This window comes from Dehalococcoidia bacterium (assembly GCA_035528575.1).
GTDB lineage: Bacteria > Chloroflexota > Dehalococcoidia > E44-bin15 > E44-bin15 > DATKYK01.
The window spans coordinates 22,872-43,238 of record DATKYK010000030.1 but is presented as its reverse complement, the minus strand read 5'-3'; the positions used below and the strand labels follow the sequence as shown (position 1 = coordinate 43,238).

General features: G+C 50.4%; 20 protein-coding genes and 2 tRNA genes. 13 read left to right on the top strand and 9 right to left on the bottom strand.

The genetic code is table 11. The features are described 5' to 3' along the window. Positions 1–2 precede the first annotated feature (2 nt). The gene (locus VMX96_07240; GenBank protein ID HUU63691.1) at positions 3–1,199 is read right to left on the bottom strand and encodes a cofactor-independent phosphoglycerate mutase; all 1,197 of its coding nucleotides are present in this window, start codon (positions 1,197–1,199) and stop codon (positions 3–5) included. Between the two features lie 308 nt (positions 1,200–1,507). On the opposite strand from VMX96_07240, the gene VMX96_07235 reads away from it, so the two are divergent. After that, a tRNA-Pro gene (locus tag VMX96_07235) sits at positions 1,508–1,582 on the top strand. Positions 1,583–1,595: 13 nt separating this feature from the next. Here the strand turns inward: VMX96_07235 and mazG are convergent. Beyond that, complete coding sequence (gene mazG / locus VMX96_07230) at positions 1,596–2,366, bottom strand: nucleoside triphosphate pyrophosphohydrolase (GenBank protein HUU63690.1); 771 nt, start codon at positions 2,364–2,366, stop codon at positions 1,596–1,598. Positions 2,367–2,453: 87 nt separating this feature from the next. Between mazG and VMX96_07225 the strand changes: the two genes are divergently transcribed. After that, positions 2,454–3,128 carry a TIGR01906 family membrane protein gene (locus tag VMX96_07225; GenBank protein ID HUU63689.1) on the top strand — a complete coding sequence of 225 codons (675 nt, stop codon included), beginning with the start codon at positions 2,454–2,456 and terminating at the stop codon, positions 3,126–3,128. Continuing rightward, a complete protein-coding gene (locus VMX96_07220; GenBank protein ID HUU63688.1) occupies positions 3,129–3,380 on the top strand; it encodes a hypothetical protein in 252 nt (83 codons plus the stop codon). Between the two features lie 108 nt (positions 3,381–3,488). On the opposite strand, the gene VMX96_07215 is transcribed toward VMX96_07220, so the two are convergent. The 4 genes from VMX96_07215 to VMX96_07200 form a co-directional block, all read right to left on the bottom strand. Further along, the gene (locus VMX96_07215) at positions 3,489–4,382 is read right to left on the bottom strand and encodes an ArsA family ATPase (protein HUU63687.1); all 894 of its coding nucleotides are present in this window, start codon (positions 4,380–4,382) and stop codon (positions 3,489–3,491) included. A gap of 278 nt (positions 4,383–4,660) precedes the next feature. Further along, complete coding sequence (gene mnmG, locus VMX96_07210) at positions 4,661–6,520, bottom strand: tRNA uridine-5-carboxymethylaminomethyl(34) synthesis enzyme MnmG (protein ID HUU63686.1); 1,860 nt, start codon at positions 6,518–6,520, stop codon at positions 4,661–4,663. Positions 6,521–6,911: 391 nt separating this feature from the next. Beyond that, entirely contained in the window at positions 6,912–8,132 is a 1,221-nt protein-coding gene (locus tag VMX96_07205) for an ABC transporter permease (protein HUU63685.1), read from the bottom strand. Beyond that, the gene (locus VMX96_07200) at positions 8,129–9,301 is read right to left on the bottom strand and encodes an ATP-binding cassette domain-containing protein (protein HUU63684.1); all 1,173 of its coding nucleotides are present in this window, start codon (positions 9,299–9,301) and stop codon (positions 8,129–8,131) included. Before VMX96_07200 ends, VMX96_07205 begins: the two co-directional genes overlap by 4 nt. A 73-nt stretch (positions 9,302–9,374) precedes the next feature. Here VMX96_07200 and nadE point away from each other — a divergent pair, with 73 nt between their 5' ends. The 9 genes from nadE (at position 9,375) to VMX96_07155 (ending at position 17,525) form a co-directional block, all read left to right on the top strand. After that, entirely contained in the window at positions 9,375–10,097 is a 723-nt protein-coding gene (gene nadE, locus VMX96_07195) for an NAD(+) synthase (GenBank protein HUU63683.1), read from the top strand. Positions 10,098–10,533: 436 nt separating this feature from the next. Continuing rightward, positions 10,534–11,559 (top strand): recombinase RecA, encoded by a 1,026-nt coding sequence (gene recA, locus VMX96_07190; protein ID HUU63682.1) that lies wholly within the window; start codon positions 10,534–10,536, stop codon positions 11,557–11,559. 69 nt (positions 11,560–11,628) lie between these two features. Next, positions 11,629–12,249, top strand: a complete 621-nt coding sequence (locus tag VMX96_07185; protein HUU63681.1) for a RecX family transcriptional regulator — start codon at positions 11,629–11,631, stop codon at positions 12,247–12,249. Between the two features lie 96 nt (positions 12,250–12,345). After that, positions 12,346–13,872 (top strand): ribonuclease Y, encoded by a 1,527-nt coding sequence (gene rny / locus VMX96_07180; GenBank protein HUU63680.1) that lies wholly within the window; start codon positions 12,346–12,348, stop codon positions 13,870–13,872. 8 nt (positions 13,873–13,880) lie between these two features. Beyond that, entirely contained in the window at positions 13,881–14,651 is a 771-nt protein-coding gene (locus VMX96_07175) for a TIGR00282 family metallophosphoesterase (protein ID HUU63679.1), read from the top strand. Positions 14,652–14,658: 7 nt separating this feature from the next. Continuing rightward, positions 14,659–15,507, top strand: coding sequence for a PHP domain-containing protein (locus VMX96_07170; protein ID HUU63678.1), 849 nt, complete (start codon positions 14,659–14,661; stop codon positions 15,505–15,507). After that, on the top strand, positions 15,504–16,331 hold the full coding sequence (locus tag VMX96_07165) for an alpha/beta fold hydrolase (protein ID HUU63677.1): 828 nt from the start codon (positions 15,504–15,506) through the stop codon (positions 16,329–16,331). The genes VMX96_07170 and VMX96_07165 overlap by 4 nt, the downstream gene beginning before the upstream one ends. A gap of 16 nt (positions 16,332–16,347) precedes the next feature. Beyond that, on the top strand, positions 16,348–17,061 hold the full coding sequence (locus VMX96_07160; protein ID HUU63676.1) for a glycerol-3-phosphate acyltransferase: 714 nt from the start codon (positions 16,348–16,350) through the stop codon (positions 17,059–17,061). Further along, positions 17,058–17,525 carry a hypothetical protein gene (locus tag VMX96_07155; protein HUU63675.1) on the top strand — a complete coding sequence of 156 codons (468 nt, stop codon included), beginning with the start codon at positions 17,058–17,060 and terminating at the stop codon, positions 17,523–17,525. Before VMX96_07160 ends, VMX96_07155 begins: the two co-directional genes overlap by 4 nt. Before the next feature lie 25 nt (positions 17,526–17,550). Here the strand turns inward: VMX96_07155 and VMX96_07150 are convergent. After that, positions 17,551–17,627 (bottom strand) — tRNA-Glu (locus VMX96_07150). A 318-nt stretch (positions 17,628–17,945) separates the two neighbouring features. Between VMX96_07150 and VMX96_07145 the strand changes: the two genes are divergently transcribed. Continuing rightward, a complete protein-coding gene (locus tag VMX96_07145) occupies positions 17,946–18,440 on the top strand; it encodes a tyrosine-type recombinase/integrase (GenBank protein HUU63674.1) in 495 nt (164 codons plus the stop codon). A gap of 203 nt (positions 18,441–18,643) precedes the next feature. Here VMX96_07145 and VMX96_07140 read toward each other — a convergent pair whose 3' ends face one another. Both VMX96_07140 and VMX96_07135 read right to left on the bottom strand, forming a co-directional pair. Beyond that, positions 18,644–19,420, bottom strand: a complete 777-nt coding sequence (locus VMX96_07140) for a hypothetical protein (protein ID HUU63673.1) — start codon at positions 19,418–19,420, stop codon at positions 18,644–18,646. Positions 19,421–19,710: 290 nt separating this feature from the next. Further along, complete coding sequence (locus VMX96_07135) at positions 19,711–20,202, bottom strand: hypothetical protein (protein HUU63672.1); 492 nt, start codon at positions 20,200–20,202, stop codon at positions 19,711–19,713. Positions 20,203–20,367 lie beyond the last annotated feature (165 nt).

Genomic DNA, 20,367 nt, shown 5'->3' with positions numbered 1-20,367 from the left:
CGTTACACCTGTATATGCCTACCCATTATTGTATGCCCCTCCGCAATAAATAAACCGGTTTTCTTCGCCTCTTCTTCGGTAAGTCGTTTCGCCCCATTGGCTTCAAAACCCTGCCCCCACAGCATAAATGGAACCGGCTCCGGTGTGTGTGTTTGAACGGCAATGGGCGTGGCGTGGTCGGGCATGATCAGCATTCTAAGGTCCTCTCCCGTTTTCTTACCTCCCCGCTCTTCCCATAGAAGCAGGCTACTCACCACCTCTCGGTCCACCCGCTGGATGGCATCTATTTTATCATCAATGGAGCCAGAGTGGGCAGCCTCATCCGGTGCCTCGATGTGGATAACCACGAGGTCGTTTTCCGCAAGCGCCTCCAGTGCCCCCACTACCTGGGCTGCAAAATCGTTATCCAGACCATCGGTCACCCCGGAGATTTCTAATAACTCAATCTCCGCCATCATAGCGAGTCCGCGCAACAAGTCAACCCCCGATGTCATCGCTGCATCCAAACCATAACGCTCTTTGAATGGTATCAGATCAGGTATCCGTCCACTACCCCAGAAGAGCCAGATCATTGTGGCAGGTATCTCGCCGCGAGATTTTCGCTCGAGGTTCACCGGATGATCCCGTAATACATTCTGGGAGCGGTGCATCAGCTCCCGCAACAGGTCACTTCCCTGCCCATCTGGCATAAACTCCGCTACAAGCTTATTGGGGATATCATGCGGCGGAGTGCACGTAGCAAGAAGCGTTTCCTCGTGCCCTGCTATCTTGCATATATGTCTGTAACCGATACCAGGGTAGAAGTGTACTATGTCACTTCCGAGACCCTCCTCAATGGCGGCTATCAGGGCACGACCTTCATCGCTAGATATATGACCTGAGCAATAGCTCCACATCTTTCCATCCTGAACGGCAACCAGATTGCAGCGAAAGACGACTTCACCATTACTGACAGGGATGCCTATGCTTTTGGCCTCGATGGCACTCCTGCCGCGATAGTATACTATTGGGTCGTATCCTAGCAGCGACATGCAGGCGCAGGCGCTGGAGGGCTCCATCCCAGGCGGCACTGTGCGTACCAAACCAATAACGCCCTCACGGGCCATCCTGTCCAGGTTTGGGGTTTTCGCTAGCTCAAGACAGGTCTTCTGCTCCCGCTCCGGAAGCGGCCAGCCGGCGGCACCATCAATTATCAGCACGCAGTATTTCACGGTTTTATTAATATAGCAACAACCATTAATATATGCAAGATAGCTATATAGCTGATCAGGTTCAGATAGATAGGTTATATATGTAATACTGATTCGCTTCACTAGAGATGACAGCCACAACAGGCAAACGTCGACATAACACTAATGTACTGAAGGAGTACACTGGCTTGCTAACGTTAGTATCCAGGGTTATAATGATTGCTACGGGGCGTAGCGCAGTCCGGTTAGCGCGCCCCGATCTGATCGGGGAGGTCCGAGGCTTAGCTTCCTGTAAGATTTGTGACGGTAGTAACCATCGGGGCGTAGCGCAGTCCGGTTAGCGCGCAGCGTTCGGGACGCTGAGGTCGGAGGTTCAAATCCTCTCGCCCCGACTTTGATTTTCGCTCATATCGCTTCTCTTTCGGACTCCACCCGCTTCGCCTGCTCCCATAGAGCGTTCTGCTCCTTCAGGGACAGGCTGGAAAGCGATATGCCTCTCTTCTGGCATACCTCTTCCATATGGGAAAACCTGCGGTAGAATCGCTCGTTGGCCCCGCGCAGAGCGGCCTCGGGGTCGATATCAATATGGCGAGCGATATTTGCCAGGGTAAAAAGCAAATCGCCAAACTCCCGCACCCGCTGCTGGTGCTCGATTGCTTCGCTGAACTCCGCCACCTCCTCAGCCAGTTTCTCGACAATGCCCGTCAAATCCTCCCAGTCAAAGCCCACGCGGGCGACACGACGCCCCACAGCTTGAGAGTATGCCAGCGCCGGCATATCTTTAGGCAGGCCGGAAAGGAGCGAGCCCTTGCCTTCCTCCCGCTTCAGCACCTCCCAGTTGGCAATGACCTGCTGTGCATCCTCAGCTTCGGCATCGCCAAATACATGAGGGTGACGCCGGATTAGCTTAGTGCTAATGCTGCGGGTTACGTCGTCGATATTGAAATCACCCCCCTCGCTGGCAATCTGTGCGTGGAGCACGATCTGCATAAGCAGGTCACCAAGCTCCTCGCAGAGCCTACCCATATCACCCTCATCAATAGCCTCCAGAACCTCATAGGTCTCCTCGGTGAGGTTACCCTTGAGGGAGGAATGGGTCTGTTCCCGATCCCAGGGACAACCATTAGGGCTGCGTAGCCTGCCGATAATCGCTACCAGTTCATCAAAGCTTTCCAAATTATGCCTCTATACCGTCTTCGCCCGTATTATATCGGTCAAGCCCCCGAATTGACAAGCAGAAGCATACTTTATTAGTATGTGCCCATGGTTAAAAATAGGCCCCTAAGATTTCTCGGTACCCTTGGGATAGGTCTCTTTATACTCTGCATCCCGTTTTTTCTGATTACAACCAATCTGCGCTGGGCGGTCAATGAGATACGACTCTATGAATACGGCTTCAATAAATACATGGTGAGCGAGAAAACGGGATTCAGCGATGAGGAACTGCTCGACGTGGCACAGGGATTAATTCACTACTTCAACACAGGGAATGGTGGAGAGGAGTTCGAAATATTCAATGAGCGCGAGGTCGTCCACCTCGAAGATGTCAGGAGCCTTATCGTGCTTTGCTATTGTGTTCAGCAAGCCACCCTTGTCTACCTAATCATATTCGCTCTTGCTGGCTTCATATGGCAGCGGAAGCGTTTTACGCCACCAATTATAAGGATGATTGTCGGCGGCAGTATCCTTACGATAGCCCTGCTCGCTTTTGTGGGGATCGCGGCGCTGGCTGACTTCGATTGGCTTTTCACCACATTTCACCACCTCTTCTTCAGCGGTGATTCGTGGATACTCTCCGGTTACCTCCCACAGATTTTCACCGGGGGCTTCTTTTACGATGCCGCGCTTTTCATCATCGGTGCTATAGTGGTGGAAGCGTTGGTGATCGGTGGCCTCGGAGGCTTTTTTATACGCAGATGGAGAAAGACAAGGGTTTAAATGCCTGTTCCACAGGTGGCACAGCTTGTAGCCGGGCAGGTGCTGCTACAGGCATCGCCCGCTATCGATCTGGACTCGCCACTTTCACCCTTGGAGAAAGCGGCAAAAGAGGAGAACAGCTTTTTGGTTGATGCCTGGCACTTGGGGCACGAGACAGCCTCACCGGACTCGCTGAAGGAGCGCCTCAACTCGAACTTGGCATCACAATCGGAGCAGAAATATTCATATATCGGCATACCACTATCATTCTAGCCCATAGTGCACTAGCGGTCAAGCTTGCCAGGTAATCCCACCACCAACTATGGTCATCTCCACCTTGATCCCCCTTATCTCCTCGTCCTTTCAGAAACGCCGGCTCCGTTAGAAATAGCTATTACCGAATAGAACCCTCTCCACCTCTAATAACCTATCCATCCCTGTTATCTCATAGGGAAACATGGGAAGAACCCGTTTATTACAACTAAATCTAGCTGATATTTCTGAAATATAGCCCCGCTGCATAGTCGCCTTGGTACGGAGAAAATCCGAATCGGGCTGCTTCACTACCTGATTGATAATTATGTGGTCGATATTAAGGCTATAGCTTCGGAACTCACTAAAAATACCATCGAGTTGGCGCACTGCCAGCGCCTCCGGTATTGTAACCAGATTGAACTCAACCCCGGTCTTCAAAAACTCCATATCCCTATTGGACAATTCCTCCCACCTTTTTATAACATCAAGGACTGAGCGCTTCGTTTTTTTCGAAGCCCTGAGTCTAGAGTAGATACGAGGGGCCGGCTTCAAATGTTGATTTACCAGCGACGGCATCCTGAGCAGCCCAAGCGTTTGACCAGCAGGGGCAGTATCCCACACCAGCCTCTCATATTCCCCGGATTCGCTGAGTTCCCTTATATAATCGACCATGAACTCGTCCCTAATCCCGGGCAGTATGGTAGTGACGAAGGCGACAAACTCTTCATAGCCGATGTCCACCACAGTGGAAAACACCTCGTAAACCTCGGGGCCAAACTTCTTGTCCCACAACTGTTCCACTTCCTTAGAGCCAATTTCATCCAGATAGAGCCGGTCAACAATTTTTACCGGTTTCTGCCCCGCTTCAATCTTAAAAATATCCCTCAGCGATGGGGTGAAGTCGGTTGATATAATCAGGGTCTCCTTTCCCTCGGTGGCATAATGCATAGCGGTGGCTGCGGCACAGGTTGTCTTGCCCACCCCTCCCTTACCGCAAAACATTACAACATCTTTTTTCATAAAACCTCCTGCTGGATACCCGTCAGCTTGCTAGCGGGAGTAAAGCGGCTTGCCACAAGGCAAGTTAGTGGCGCTTGCCTTAATAAAGCCTTTTCTTGTATAACTGCGACATGGGAATTATAAAGACGAAGTATGCCGTTTTTGACCTTAAGTACCACCTGTTCTGGATACACAAGTCCAGACGGAAATATATTAAATATCAAACCTACAATGAGAACTCCCTCCAACTACGCATATTCTACAGCTTTCAGATGCCCCTCAGCTTACTGAGGGGTGATTCACTGGCGTCCCCTCTCTAAGTATACCATTAGTACCGCCACATCGGCGGGGGTAACGCCATCGACACGGGAGGCTTGTCCCAGCGTCGCTGGCTGAAGCCGGCTAAGCTTCTGCCGCGCCTCATAGCGCAGTCCAGCGATACCATCATAGTCAAACCGCTGTGGGATATGCCTCGTCTCTAGCCTCGCCATGCGCGTCACAGCGACCTCCTGCTTTTTAATATAGCCGGCATACTTAGCCTCGATCTCTACTTCCTCCATCTCATCGACCTTCAAGCCACGTGAGCCAAAGCCCAAAGAAACCAGGGTTTGATAGCTAGCATCAGGGCGACGCAGTAATTCCAGAGCGCTCACGCTGTGCCCCTCTCGATTGATATAGCTCCTTTCCAACCGCTCAAGCTCCCCTGCGATAGCCTGGCGCTTCTCTTCCACCACCTTATAGCGCTCTATATTGACAAGACCCACCTCGTAGCCAAGGGGGGTGAGCCTGAGGTCAGCGTTATCCTGTCGAAGTAGCAGCCGATACTCCGCTCTCGAGGTAAACAGGCGATAGGGCTCGGTAAGCTCCTTGGTCACCAGGTCATCTATCATCACCCCAATATAACCCTGGTCCCGCCGCACTAAAATGGGAGGCCTTCCCTTCACTCTGAGGGAAGCATTTATCCCGGCGATGAGCCCCTGTCCTGCCGCCTCCTCATATCCGGTGGTGCCATTGATCTGTCCGGCGAAGAACAGGCCCGGAACAAGCCTGGTTTCCAGATTAGCCGAGAGCTGATTGGGAGGCAAATAATCGTATTCGATGGCGTAGCCCACTCTCACTATCTCCACCCGCCTAAGTGCTGGTATGGTGCGCAGCATCTCAAGCTGCACATCCTCGGGTAGGCTTGTATTAGCCCCCTGAACATAGACCTCGTTGGTCTCCCATCCCTCAGGCTCAAGGAAGAGGGGATGTGAATCCTTGTGATCAAATTTAACGATTTTATCTTCAATGGATGGGCAGTACCTGGGACCGATGCCGTGGATAAGGCCAGTGAACAGGGGAGCGCGATCCAGATTTTTCCGTATTATCTCATGGGTTTTCCCGTTGGTGTAGACCAAGTAGCATGGCAACTGAGGTCTCCATGGTGAAGGGGCCAGAGGATAAACCGGGTTTGGCTGGGGGAACTTGGAGTGTGTCACCCTCTCTGCCCACATGCTGAAATAGAGCGGTACCTCGCTACCGGGCTGAATGATGGTGCGCTCAAAATCTATGGTTCGGGCATCGATTCGGGGCGGCGTACCCGTCTTAAGCCTTCCCAAGTTAAAACCGAGGGAGCGCAGGCTGGTAGACAGTTTTTCTGCAGGGAACTCCCCTGCCCTCCCTGCCGAATAGCTCCTGTCACCTATAATGACTTGACCGGCTAGTGAGGTCCCCGTGGTGAGCACCACACTCATCCCCTCGTATACCATGCCGATGTTCGTTTTTACCCAGAGGATGGAATTCTTCACGCCAATATCATCCACAAGCGCCTGTTTTATATCCAGGTTCCGCTGACGCTCCAGGGTATATTTCATCGCCAAGCTATAGCTTTTTTTGTCCGCCTGAGCCCGGAGCGCTTGAACCGCAGGTCCCTTACCTGTATTCAACACCCTGATCTGGATGAAGGTGCGGTCGATATTACGGGCCATCTCACCCCCCAGGGCATCGATCTCCCGTACCAGATGGCCCTTGGCCGGTCCGCCTATTGAGGGATTACAGGGCATGAGGGCGACGTTGTCCAGATTTATGGTAAGAAGGAGCGTTCTGCAGCCCATCCGCGCTGCTGCCAGGGCCGCCTCGCAGCCAGCGTGCCCCGCTCCAACAACAATAACCTCATACATTTCTTTTTGGTTCCTAAATATTCCTTTTTTACAACTTCACAGGTATTCTAGGAATAAATGCTCCAAACGCCTCACTTTCAACTATTTATTGATTCAGCAACCTTCTTAATGATCCCTTAGGCCAATAAGACATCATCTATTGTTCTAGATGGTACTCAACCTCTCTTGGCTCTCCTCTTCCACCTCTCCATGATAGGTAAAGACCTTTTCCCTTCCCCGAGGCTGGTATTATTCTACCATTGCCCACTACTATAGTCGATGTTGATTTAGATAGGGTTATAGGTACGAGATATCTACTATAGTCGATATAATTTTAACCAGAGGAAAAAATATTAATTACCGATTTCATTCTGTAAAAGGTAAAAATGGCGAAATGGGCGGAAAGGGCAAATCAACCCTCTCGGATATACCTGCGCATCTCTCTCAAGCTGGGACGCTTGCCATACATCAGCAGGAAGGTGCGAAAAACCCGGGCGGCAAGCCACATTGCCCCCAAAATCGAGGCAATGAGTATAGCAAGGCTAAGCAGTAGCTCCCAGATGGGGAGTGCGCCAATGCTAAGCTTCATTATAGCCGCTACCGGAGCAGTCAATGGGAAAAGGGTGAAAATGGTGAAGATGATGTGATCGGGGTTGCTGCCGAAAAGGCCAACGAGGACTAGAGGGACTACTGCCGGCATGACGATTATACCTGTCCACTGGCTGCTCTCCCTGGCGGTAGAGCCGATGGAGCCTAGAGTGGTCATCATAATGCCAAAGAGAAGGTACCCGAGGATGAAATAAATGATACCAAAGATGAAGAGGCCGATAGGAATGGTGAGCCCCTCGGGTAGCGAAATAGATAGCGAGGCAATAGCGAGCAGTGCCATGGCAGAGATAAGCCATATCACTATCTGAATCAGCCCGGCAGCACCGAGCCCTATTACCTTTCCAGTCAACAGTTGTCTAGCCGAGACCGAGGACAACAAAATTTCAATGAGTCGATTCTCCTTCTCCTCGCTGACCCCTTGAAGCAAATATCCCGAGGTAAAGAATAGGGACATCATGAATAGTAGGGCAAAGATGTATGGCATGGCAAAGGCGGCAAACTCGCTCTCCGCAGGTATGACCTCTCCCGTTTCTGGATCCAGTCTAGTGGATACTGACAGCATTGGGGACTGTGCCCGCTGCAGAACTTCATCGCTCACCTCCCCGGAAAGAAGATTGGCAATGAGAAAGTCTTCCATTAGCACCATAGTTGCGCCCGGCAGCCCCAGCTCCCGCTCCGTGGTATATCTCTCGATCAGCCCCATTTCTAAGTAGTTCTCAGGAATGATAAAATACTCGCTGATCTCTTCAATAAACAGCGCCTCTCTGGCCTCATCGCTGGTGTCATAAAGAATGAAAACAACACCATCAGGGTCGGTATATTCATCGAACATGCCTGTATTATCAACATAGCCGACCTTTAAATCCTCAGGTGGCGGGCCTTCACCACCCCACTGTGTGACACCTGTATAGATCAGTATCCCCAGCAGACCTAGAACAGGGAAGCTTAAAGTAAGCAGGATGTAGGATATTCTCCTTATGGTGGTTATAAATTCGTGCCTTGCAATGGTCCATGTCTTCTTCATTGCTTCACAACCTGAATGAATATCTCATTTAGAGACGGAGTGGAAACCTCGAAGCGATCTACTCTGAGATTTCTTGCTACAAGCTGGCTGAGTATATTCTGAGGAGGGGTGTCGCCATCGAGGAATAGCTCCACATATTTGCCGTGTTCCTTTCTGCCGCTTACCCCCTCAAGCTCACCGATATCACCATCGCAATCCACAAATACGGAGTTGTTGCGGAAGCGCCATTTTATCTCAGCCAGGTTCCCATAGAGGACAACGTGCCCCTTGTCGATCATTAGGATGCGGTCGCACATCTCCTCCACCTCATTCATCATATGGGTACTAAGGATGATCGTCTTCCCCTGCCGCTTAAGCCCGAGAACGATGTCCTTCAAGAGCTGCCTGTTCACCGGATCGAGTCCGGCAAAGGGCTCGTCGAGGATAATTAGATCCGGACTGTGTGTAATAGTGACCAGGAACTGGATGATCTGCCCCATGCCACGGCTCAACTCGCTTACCTTTTTATCCTTGTGGGGGAGCATATCCACCTGTCTCAGTAGCTCCTCCGCCCGCTCCTTAGCAACCCTTGTCTCCACGTCCTTCAGGCTGGCCAGGTATACCAGAGAATCGGACACCCTCATTTTTCGGTATAGGCCCCTCTCCTCGGGAAGATAGCCGATTCTGTTCTTGCTTTCTTCCCCCAGAGGCTGGCCGAAGAGCCTGATCTCCCCGGAGTCAGGCCTTATGATGTCCATGAGCATCCTTATGGTGGTGGTCTTTCCCGCGCCATTGGGCCCTACCAGGCCAAAGACCTCTCCCGTCTCAATGGTGAAGGAAACATCCTGTACCACCATATTGCCCCCGAAGGATTTACTGATATGGGAGATTTCGACTTGAACCTCTTTTTTAACATCCGTCTTACTTTCCGATGGGGTAATTTCCGCTAACGGGGTTGTACTCTCCACATGGAAGGCTTTTTCGACTTCTTTAAGCCGGGTCTCTATCTGCGATGGTATGCCCTCTGCCATCGGAATAGTCTTCTCCAGCGAGGACACCTCTTCGCCTTTTCTCCACTCTTCGTCCCTATCTCGCCCCGCCTGTCGCCGTCTGAAGGATCGCAACATAATGCGCAGGATTACTGCGAAGACAATAGCAACAACGACGATAATAAAAAGGGTGGTGTCCATTATGCTCGGCCCTTTGACTTGATAGCCATTTGCAGAGTATACTGCAAGCATTCTAGTTCGTCAATTTGTATTTATGGAAGAACTGGCAAATAAACTAACAGCCTGGATAAGGGATCAGGTAGCACTAGCGAAGCGCAGAGGTGTAGTCTTTGGACTGAGCGGCGGTCTTGACTCCGCGGTGGTAGCAGTGCTTTGTAAGCGTGCCTTCCCCGCCAACGCCCTAGCGTTAATAATGCCATGCTACAGCAGCGAAACCGATATCGAACATGCCGAGGCGGTTGTTAATAAATTCCACATCCCCACTAGCACTATTGCTCTGGAAGAGGCGTTCGACTCACTGCTAAGGGTACTATCTGCTGGCGATCATGAGCCGGTTAACAAGAAACTGGCTGAAGCTAATCTAAAACCCAGACTGAGAATGCTCGCACTATACTACTCAGCTACTCAGCTTGGCTATCTGGTAGTGGGTACCAGCAATAGGAGTGAAATATCTATCGGATACTTCACTAAATATGGCGATGGCGCGGTGGATATCCTGCCTCTGGGCAATCTTGTGAAAAGACAGGTTCGGGAGTTGGCGGTCTATCTGGATATCCCGAAAGAAATCATCCAGAAGCCTCCCTCTGCAGGCCTATGGGTGGGGCAAACCGATGAGGGGGAGATGGGAATAACATACGAGGAACTTGACCATTATCTCATCACAGGTCAGGCTGCAGAGGAGGTGAAGAAGAAGGTCGATGCCAGGATAACAGGAAGCGCCCATAAGAGAGCCTTGCCCGCCATACCGCCCTTTTAAATCGCTTTGATCATAGCGAATTAAGGTTGTTTAAACCAGTCGCGAAATTTAACCTTAGCAAGAGTATACGCTCGCTTCGCGGCTCGAAATCCAACATACCAATTGCCAAAGGCTTTGTGAAGGATTCAACTGAGTGTGTATTGACTGTGGAGGAGTTCGTTCATCAGTAGCCTTATGATTTGGGGGTGATAACTTCGACCAGCGCGATCTCCACATGATCATGCAAAGGTTATCTACCTAATCGAATGAAGTAAGTAAAATGTAACCCTCGAATTGCCCGAAATTAGATTTTTGTGGCAAGGACAGGATGCAAAGTTTCAAGTTGACATAAGATATGTTTATGCCATTAATGTACCGACGAGGACAATCCCCTTGTGTTAGCAACATCACTGTGATATTATGCTTTTGAGGAATCTCTTTGACGCCAGGCGGCAAGATGATTACAGAGAAGGAAAAGGCACTCGATCTGGCTATAAGCCAGATCGAGAAGAAGTTCGGTAAGGGCTCGATCATGAGGCTCGGTGAGGATTCGATCAGGACACCGGTGGACTTTATCCCCACCGGTGCCATATCACTGGACCTAGCCATTGGCATTGGGGGTATCCCCAGGGGTCGGGTTACTGAGATCTTTGGGCCAGAGATGAGCGGAAAATCGACCATTTCACTTCATATTATCGCTGAAGCCCAGAATCGAGGTGGTGCGGCAGCATATATCGATGCTGAGCATGCCTTTGAGCCTGGCTATGCCGCCAAATGTGGTGTCAAAGTGGATGAACTAATTTTTTCCCAGCCGGATACGGGGGAGCAGGCGCTGGAGATCACAGAGCACTTGGTCAGTAGCGGGGCGGTGGATGTGGTAGTTATCGATAGCGTAGCTGCCCTTGTACCTAGGGCAGAGCTTGAGGGGGATATGGGGGATGCCCATGTGGGACTGCAAGCTCGCTTGATGTCCCAGGCGCTTAGAAAGCTTTCTGCTACCATCCACAGATCGCAAACCGCGGTCATATTCATCAATCAATTGCGTGAGAAGGTGGGGGTTTTCTTTGGCAACCCCGAGGTGACCCCAGGGGGTCGAGCATTGAAATTCTATAGCTCGGTAAGGATCGATCTGAGAAGAGTGGAAACCATTAAAAAAGGAGACGAGCTTGTAGGGAGCCGGGTTAGGGCCAAGATCGTGAAGAACAAGGTCGCTCCTCCCTTCAAGAACGCCGAGTTTGACATCATGTTCGCTCAGGGGGTTAGCGGCGAAGGCTGCCTTCTCGACCTGGGAGTTGGAATCGGGTTGCTGCAGAAAACGGGCGCATTCTACTCCTTTGGCGACACCCGCCTTGGTCAGGGTCGAGAGAACGCCAGAGATTACCTAACAGAGCATAAAGAGGTAGCCCAGGAAATCGAGCGTCAGATCCGAGCGGTAGCCTTCCCTCATCAAAGCCCTAATCAAAGCGATGTAGCCGAGCAATAGAGCCCGTCATAGGCGGAAAGGCGAAAAAAGGCTGGGAGACTTGTGTGTCCAGCCTTTTTGTGTTTATTTATGAAGACCATAACCTCTATCGAGGCCAATAAAAGGAAGGGAGAGCGCGCCAGTATCTTCCTGGATGGTCTCTTCGCTTTCAGCCTGGGAAGAGACATGGTCGAAGAGCATGGTCTCTACCCTGGGCAGGTACTTTCCGATTCCCAGATAGAGAAACTGGCGAACACCGACATCTACGGAAAGTGCCTTGATGCTGCCCTTCGCCTGCTGAGATATCGCCCACGAAGCGAGGCGGAGATCAGAACCAGGCTCAGCCGAAGATTCAATACGGAAGCCATTGAGGGGGTCATTTTTCAGCTCAGGGCAAGGCAAATGATAGATGACGCCACCTTCGCAGCATTCTGGAGAGAGGAGCGGGACTCCTTTAGCCCCCGCGGCAGGCAGCTACTCAAAGTGGAGCTCAGGCATAAAGGGGTTGACCCAGAGATAATCGATGACGTGCTGGATGGGATTAACGATGATGAAAACGCCTACCGAGCAGCGCAAAGGAGGATGCGCGCCCTGGGCAAAGAGGACTATGAAACCTTCAGGCGGAAGATGGGCGCTTTTCTACGCAGGAGAGGCTTCAGTTATGAAGTAGTCAAGCGCACCACTGAACGCCTTTGGCAGGAACTAGAGTAGCTCTATTAACTTCGAAGCAAACAGGATTTTTTATAATAGAGTATTTAAGATAGCCTGATATTATCTGGAAGGCTCCAGACGAAAGGGGAGATAGAAATGCCGTGGGAAATAATCGTGGCAGCGTTGGGGGGGATTGGCCTTGGGTGTGGCGTTGCTTTCCTGGCATGGCGGCTGGTTGTTGGTCGCCATATTCGCGCCGCCCAAAGTGAGATTGAAGCTCTCCGCACCGATGCCCAGACAAAGCACAAGGAAACGATCCTTGAGGCCAAAGAAGAGGCGCTAAAGATCAAATCTCAAGCGGAGTCAGAAGTTCGCAAGCGTCGCGCTGAGATTCTGCGATACGAAAACAGAATCTCTCAAAAAGAGGACAACCTGGATAAGAAGCTTGATTCCTTGGAACGTCGAGAAAAGGGGATAATCGCCAAGGAAAAGGAGGCCGAAGACCTGCATGCTCATCTTCAAGAGTTGAAACAGAAGCAGATTCAGCAGTTGGAGCTTATCTCCAGGATCTCCAGCGATGAGGCAAAAGAACTCCTGATCAAGGCGGTAGAGGATGAGGTCCATGAGGCTGTCTCACGCCGTATTCAAGAGACTGAGGCTCAGCTTAAACGGGAGGCTGCTGAGCGGGCCCGGGAGATCCTCTCACAGGCTATTCAGCGTTGTGCCACCGATGTAGTCTCCGAGAGCACTGTATCCGTAGTTCCACTACCTAGCGATGAGATGAAGGGACGCCTCATCGGGCGCGAGGGGCGGAACATCAGAGCCCTTGAGAATGCCACCGGTGTGGACCTAATAGTCGATGATACCCCCGAGGCAGTAACCATCTCGAGTTTCGATCCGGTACGTCGCGAGATCGCTCGGATCGCACTGGAAAAGCTTATCCTCGATGGCAGAATCCACCCTGCCCGCATTGAAGATACAGTGGCTACGGCGAGAAGCGAGGTCGAGGCAACGATCCAGGCAGAAGGGGAGCGGGCAGCACACGAACTGGGAATGCCCGGTCTGCAGCCAAACCTAATCAAGCTGTTGGGTCGTCTCAAGTATCGCTTCAGCTATGGACAGAACATACTGCAGCACAGCATCGAGGTAGCACACCTAGCCGGCATGATCGCCTCGGAGCTGGGTGCCAAGGTTGCTCTAGCCAAGAAAGCGGGCCTGCTACACGATATCGGCAAGGCAGTAGATTTCCAGGTGGAGGGACCACATGCCAAGATAGGCGCTGACCTGGTTAAGCAATGGGATAAATCTAACGAGGTGGTCAATGCCGTGGCAGAGCATCATGGGGAAACCGACTCAATGAGCGTACTGGGTTTTATTATCTCTGCCGCTGATGCCATCAGCGGGGGGAGGCCAGGGGCCAGAAGGGAGTCCCTCGATCACTACCTGAAGCGCCTGGAAGCGCTGGAAAATGTAGCCAATAGCTTTTCAGGTGTAGAGAAATCCTATGCCATCCAGGCTGGTCGCGAGATCCGTATTATGGTTAAACCTACTGAGATAGATGACCTTGAAGCATTGAGGCTTTCCCGAGACATTGTGAAGAAGATCGAGGAGACCCTGGAGTATCCGGGTCAGATAAAGGTGACGGTCATCAGAGAAACCAGAGCAGTCGACTACGCAAAATAGGAGAGATATTGCGAATTCTCATGGTGGGCGACATAATCGGCAGGCCCGGCAGACGGGCGATGCGTACATTATTGCCCGTGTTACGCCAAGAATATGCCCTAGATCTGGTAATCGCCAATGGTGAAAACGCTGCCGGGGGTCTTGGCCTGACCAAGGAAACAGCACAGGAACTCTTTGAGGCCGATATCGATGTCATCACCTCGGGAAACCATATCTGGAATCAACGGGAGATTATACCCTCACTCGATAGCAACCTGGCCATCCTGCGCCCACTAAACTACCCACCCAATGTTCCCGGTCACGGCTACCTTATCAAGAAGGGTGTCCTGGTAGTAAACCTACTTGGGCGTACATTTATCGGAAACTTCGATTGCCCCTTCCGAGCAATGGACCAACTCCTCGAGGAACTTGCCGATGATAAACCCCCCGTAATCATAGTTGATTTTCACGGCGAGGCTACCTCGGAAAAGGTAGCTATGGGCTGGTATCTAGACGGCCGGGTTAGTGCGGTGTTGGGCACTCATACCCATGTTGGCACCATCGATGCCCGGTTACTACCCAAAGGCACCGCCTTCATCACCGATGTGGGCATGGCCGGCCCCCTCGATTCAGTAATAGGAGATGATATTGAGACGGTGCTCACGAGGTTTCTTACCCAGCTTCCCCATCGCATATCCGTGGGCAAGGGAAATGTCCTGTTTAATTCCGTTCTAATAGAGGTGGATGAGAGTACAGGCAGGGCGAATTATATAAGCCGAATCGACCGGGAAATAGAATAAAAATGCTATGAAGGTTGATCTCCACATTCATACTACGGCCTCCGATGGGCGATTGAGCCCGGAGGAGGTGGTGCGTGTTGCGGCGAAACAGGGGCTGAGCGTGATCGCCATCACCGACCATGACTCTCTAGCAGGGATTGAACCGGCCCTTCTAGCAGCCGAGTCCCTCCCCCCCCTCATAGTGATACCCGGACTTGAGATAAACACCGACATCCCCAACAATGAGGTTCACATTCTGGGTTACTTTGTAGACAATCGGGATAAGAAGCTCAAGCAAGCTCTCGAAAAGTTGCGTAACTCCCGTGAGGCACGAGCGCTAAAGATGATTACCAGGCTTGGGGAATTAGGGATCGATATTGCGTGGAATCGAGTCCTGGAATTGGCCGGGGGTGCCTCCGTGGGGCGACCGCACATCGCTCAGGCGATGTTTGAGAGGGGTTATATCTCTTCGTTCCGAGAAGCATTTACCAAATACATCGGTCGGCTGGGACCAGCGTATGTCGAACGGGCGAGGCTCTCCCCACAAGAGGCAGTTAAGCTAGTTGTAAATGCAAGGGGTCTACCCGTGCTGGCACACCCGGCAGATATCGATAACGTCGAGGAACTCGTGGTCAAGCTGAAAGGGGTCGGATTGGTGGGCTTGGAGGCATACTATGACGGATATGACCGGAAGTTGATCGATAGCTTGGTCCACCTGGCTGCCAAGCATGGGCTTATCGCCTCCGGGGGCAGCGATTTTCACGGTCTCGGTGACGACAATGAGACACCCATTGGAGGGGTAGATGTCCCCTTCGATTGCGCCGAGCATCTTATGGCCCTGGAGCGGCAACGCTCCCAAGAGATGATAAGACATTGAAGTGGTATTCTAAGACAGTAGCTTTCCCCGCTAATGGAGGTGCACTGCATGGGGAGATACTTCTCCCCACTAGTGATGGCCCCTTCCCGGCAGCGGTTCTTTGCCACGGGATAGGATCCGGGCACCGCGCCATGAGCCCCAGCGCCCAGAGACTGGTGCGCCGGGGCATCGCGACGCTCACCTTCGATTTTCGCGGTCATGGTAAGAGCGAGGGGGTACTTAATGGCGATCTCGCTCAGGACGTCGTGGCAGCGGTAGAATTTATACGTCGCCAGGTCAATATCGACCCTCATCGCATCGCCCTGGTAGGGCACAGCATGGGAGCGATAGCAGCCATTCATGCAGCCACCACTCTACAAAATATCCAGGCCCTGATTTCCCTATCCAGTCCCGCTGAGTTCAACAGCGGATTTGCTGGGGGTTGGGCTCCCCTTTATCCCAAGGCAGCACGGGCAGGAAGCCTCGTTATTGAGTTTCCTCATATTGGATACCTGCCTATGTTGGGGAAGTTCCAGGGAATGATCTCCAGGCTCTGGATGTGGATTCAGGGTTATCGACTACGTATTAACCTGGAGGAAAGTCTTGATTCTTGGGAAAAGCTCAACCCTTCTACCAACATAGAGAAAATGGGGGCCTTCCCTAAGCTTTTTATTAATTGTAAAGGGGACAAGTGGGTCCCTTATGAAGGAGTCCTTAAGCTCTATGAGAGGGCCCAGCCACCAAAGGAGTTATTATTGTCCGAGGGCGGTTTTCACGCCGCCCCCCTTTTCCCCGGCAAGCTCAGGGAGAAATGGATTTCATGGCTCGTTTCGGTGTTAACCTAGGCAAGGATGATCGGTTATGCTGATCCAGTTGATACTCCTAACAATAGGCGCTTATCTTCTCGGTGCGATACCAACATCCTACATCGCTGGCCGGCTGCTCAGAGGGATCGATATTAGGAATTATGGCAGCGGAGTGGCCAGCGCATCAAATGTATGGCACTCGGTTTCTCGATGGACAGTAGTTCCCGTAGGGATTTTCGATGTCCTGAAAGGTGCCATCCCCGTAGCTATCGCATGCTATGTGCTGGGTTTCGATATTTGGGCAGCAGGAATCGTGGGGCTGGCAGCTATAGCCGGCCACAGCTGGTCCATCTTCCTTGGCTTTGACGGAGGGCGAGGGTTCGCCACCATGATAGGCGTGCTCATTATTATAGCCCCGTGGGAACTCCTGTTGTTTATCGTCATTTGTCTCCTCGGTATCGCCCTACTGAAGAACTCCCCATTGTGGATGATCCTCGGTGCCGCTGCCATGCCTCTTGCCAGCTTAGCGTGGTACTTAGCCAGCTTAGATCTGCCCGGAGAATCCGCAGAACTAGAACGGGTCTGGGTTATGCTCGGCATGTTGCTTCTCATAATTCTCAAGCGGCTCTTAGCAGAGCGCACTATCCCCCTTAACAACTGGAAGCGGGTAATGATTTATCGTTTGGTCCTGGACCGGGATACCCGTGACCGGGAGGCCTGGATCTACCGAGATCCCATCAATATGAAGGATCCAGCGCAAAAGAAATGATATGCTTGACCCACCCGGAGGTGGAAACAAACCTTAGTTGTGGCCGTTGTGGGAACCCCATCTGCCCGAAATGCGTGGTGCAGACGCTTGTAGGACCGCGTTGCCCTGGCTGTGCGAATCTGAAACGCCTGCCGACCTATGAGATATCCCTGCGGCATTATCTGATTGCCGTGGGGGTTGGCATTGCTGTCGCCACTGCTGCCGGATTTGTCTGGGCCCTGATCTGGAGGGCGGTACCCTTCCTATTCCTCTCCCTCTTAATAGCGGCAGGTATCGGCTATGCTATAGGTGAACTCATCAGCCTTGCCACTAACCGGAAGCGCGGCCCCGGCCTACAAACCATCGCCGGCATCAGTGTAGCGACAAGCTTTACTGTCTACTACCTTTTCGTCCCCTGGTTAAGCTTCTACACCCTCATCGGTCTTGCCCTTGCCATCTTTATCGCCGTTACTCGGCTCCGCTAGGATGTCATGGCGATGAGGTGCTTATTGGTAGCGCATACGGGATTCGAACCCGTGATCTCCTCCTTGAGAGGGAGGTGTCCTAAACCGCTAGACGAATGCGCCTCACGTGTCGATGATGGTAAAAAGTTCACAAAGTTCACAACCGAGCTACTCGACAAGTTTATCATATCCCGTCCACAAGGGGCAAGCTACAGAAGCATTGAAAGCTACCATTACACCCTAGACAACTTCGTTGGCTATCCTATTACCCCTGAAGGCATAAACAGCTATCTGGCTAGTCTTAGATGCGGGAATGGTAAGGCCAAGTTCTACTCCTGCATTAGAGCACTATCCAGATGGTTATATCAGAATGGTTACATACCTGAGAACATTATTGAGAAGGTCTCACCACCTAAGACGCAAAAGAAGCTACTGCCTGCTGTGTCAAAGGAGCAGCTAGACACCTTGCTGGCTCATTGTCATTGTGAACGGGATAGGGCTCTTATTAGCTTCTTATGGTATTCAGGCACTAGGCTATCGGAAGCTGTGAATGTAAGAGCTAAGGACTTTGACTGGGGAGAGGGAACTGTGGTCGTATTAGGCAAGGGTAATCGCTATCGGAAGTGCCTTGCTGGTAATGGTCTGGTAAGAGACTGGTTTAGCACTCACGATAACTTTGAGATTAACAAAGGTGGCACTCAGACTATGCTCAAGAGACTTAAGGTTGAGACTGGCATACAATGTAATGCTCATGCCTTCAGACGAGGCTTTTGTGTCCACCAGGTTAAATCAGGCTTGTCTACGAGAATAGTCCAAGCTCTAGGTGGATGGGAGAATATCACGATGGTAGAGAAGTATTCAAAATCGCTTAACTTCGATGAGGCATTGAGCCTCTATCGTCGAATAAATCACTGTGAACTGTTTGTGAACAACTAAATATGAAATTATCCTTAGTAGGGAGATGGTCTAAATCGTATCTGAATTCTATAGATGGTACAAAGATATACCAGGTCGGTAAGCTTTAACGATAGCCTGAAGTTTTATAAGCCGCCATTGGGGTGAAGGGATGCTGGGTAGCTATTAAGAGGGGACTTGCCTTTATAAAGTAAGAATTGTTATCTATTTAATTCGGCTGATTATTAATCCCCTTTAAATTTGGCGATTATCTGGTTATAGATGGTAAAAGCTGCGTATTCAATAAAACTGGCCATTCTCCGAATTTCCCGCCTACTAATTATTATTTCCTTACCCGAGCTGTAATTTATTCCCCATTCTGACGAATTTACCTTATCAATAAACCTTTGGTCAACAAGGCCAACCCTATGTACCACCGCATGCCTTATTTCAAAAATTTCTGCAATTGCTTTCTCCTCAATTTCACCACTTAAGTCTATATTGAAAAGCCTGCTAAACTCTGCTTCTATCTTGTACCAATCACCAGAAAGTACAACAGCGCACCTTTCCGATGCAATATATTCAATTATAGAATTATAATCCCCTAGCTCTATTATCTTCTCCCAAGATATATTCTTCCCACTTGAAAGACATCTTGGTTCAGCACGGAAGGTGATTAGCAATACATCTCCTATAAAAGCCTCAAAAATCGTTATCAAGAGTACTACCATTTGCTTATACAATAGTCTATTTACCTTGCGTGGCAGACTCCTCTCATATCTCCAGAATCCTTCTCTTGGACCATATTTATCAATATATTCCTGTAGGTCTGGGTATGTCTCTGCATAGCCCCTTATCTTATCAACAGGGTGGTGCTTTAAAAACTCTTTTCTGCCAAGATACGTACTGAAAGTAATGTCAGATGAACCAGCTAGCGTACTGAGCTGCCAGATTCTCCCGATGTTGGTTAAGAGCCCATTTAGTACTTTCTCAAGTTCATCTTTAAACACAAAGGTTAACACACCGAGCCTCCTCTGGATTCGTGACGGTCGAGATTATTGTGCGATAAGAGTACACCGTGTCTCTTTAGATACCGATTAACTCCCTTGGCACACTTTTTCCCCGTATCTCCTGAAGCTCCTCATGCAGCTCATTCTATAAATCCGCCTACCTTGGCTCCTTACCCCATTACCTTCATATAATTGCGACGATACTCCTAGGCGCATAGCCTGTCAATGCTGCGATGCGTAATAGGGGTCACTTATCTCGGGTAGCCCCTCACTTTCTCTCTAATCTACATCGATATTAGCAGTCAGCCAACTAATTCCATAACAAAGCTGGTGATTACCAGCATTAATCCAATCGTGCCAAGAAAAGGTATAGGAGTTGCCAATTTTTCTTCAATCTGCTTTTCTTTTTTCATTGTCGCAAGCAACTTCTTCCTGAGTGCAATATACCGTTCACGTCCTACCAGGTTTATTTCTAATTGATACAAGCCGTTCAATAGAACATTAATAAAAATGGCTAAGACGCCTGGTAAAAACAGAGCGATGTTAATTAAAAGAAGAATTAGCGCCATTATTACGATAATTGGGGCAACAACCAAAAAGAGAATTTTCAGGCAAACTGAAGTGAAATGGGATTCCTGTCTCATATTCCGGACAAAGGTTTTTTTTAATAAGAACAGACTAATAATGACAAATGGAAGCAATAATCCAACATTACTTAGATAACTAATACGGCTAATTAAATCTGAGGCAATAAATATGGTGCCCAAATATAGTAATAAGTTAGAGCATTCCATAGCTTTTCTCTAAGCGCCAAATTTAACTATTAATACTCCGTTGAGCTTTGCCTGTCAATGTTGGGGGCAATAGGAAACGCACTACGAGGATGTTTGACGTGCGGGATTCTCAACTGAGTTTATAGCATCATGTATACATTCTGTCAACGTACCGTATCCTCACAT

Coding starts and splice junctions, on each gene's coding strand:
- VMX96_07225 (HUU63689.1), top strand. CDS start 2,454: ATGGTTAAAAATAGGCCCCTAAGATTTCTCGGTACCCTTGGGATAGGT.
- VMX96_07220 (HUU63688.1), top strand. CDS start 3,129: ATGCCTGTTCCACAGGTGGCACAGCTTGTAGCCGGGCAGGTGCTGCTA.
- VMX96_07215 (HUU63687.1), bottom strand. CDS start 4,382: ATGAAAAAAGATGTTGTAATGTTTTGCGGTAAGGGAGGGGTGGGCAAG.
- mnmG (HUU63686.1), bottom strand. CDS start 6,520: ATGTATGAGGTTATTGTTGTTGGAGCGGGGCACGCTGGCTGCGAGGCG.
- VMX96_07205 (HUU63685.1), bottom strand. CDS start 8,132: ATGAAGAAGACATGGACCATTGCAAGGCACGAATTTATAACCACCATA.
- VMX96_07200 (HUU63684.1), bottom strand. CDS start 9,301: ATGGACACCACCCTTTTTATTATCGTCGTTGTTGCTATTGTCTTCGCA.
- nadE (HUU63683.1), top strand. CDS start 9,375: ATGGAAGAACTGGCAAATAAACTAACAGCCTGGATAAGGGATCAGGTA.
- recA (HUU63682.1), top strand. CDS start 10,534: ATGATTACAGAGAAGGAAAAGGCACTCGATCTGGCTATAAGCCAGATC.
- VMX96_07185 (HUU63681.1), top strand. CDS start 11,629: ATGAAGACCATAACCTCTATCGAGGCCAATAAAAGGAAGGGAGAGCGC.
- rny (HUU63680.1), top strand. CDS start 12,346: ATGCCGTGGGAAATAATCGTGGCAGCGTTGGGGGGGATTGGCCTTGGG.
- VMX96_07170 (HUU63678.1), top strand. CDS start 14,659: ATGAAGGTTGATCTCCACATTCATACTACGGCCTCCGATGGGCGATTG.
- VMX96_07160 (HUU63676.1), top strand. CDS start 16,348: ATGCTGATCCAGTTGATACTCCTAACAATAGGCGCTTATCTTCTCGGT.
- VMX96_07155 (HUU63675.1), top strand. CDS start 17,058: ATGATATGCTTGACCCACCCGGAGGTGGAAACAAACCTTAGTTGTGGC.
- VMX96_07135 (HUU63672.1), bottom strand. CDS start 20,202: ATGGAATGCTCTAACTTATTACTATATTTGGGCACCATATTTATTGCC.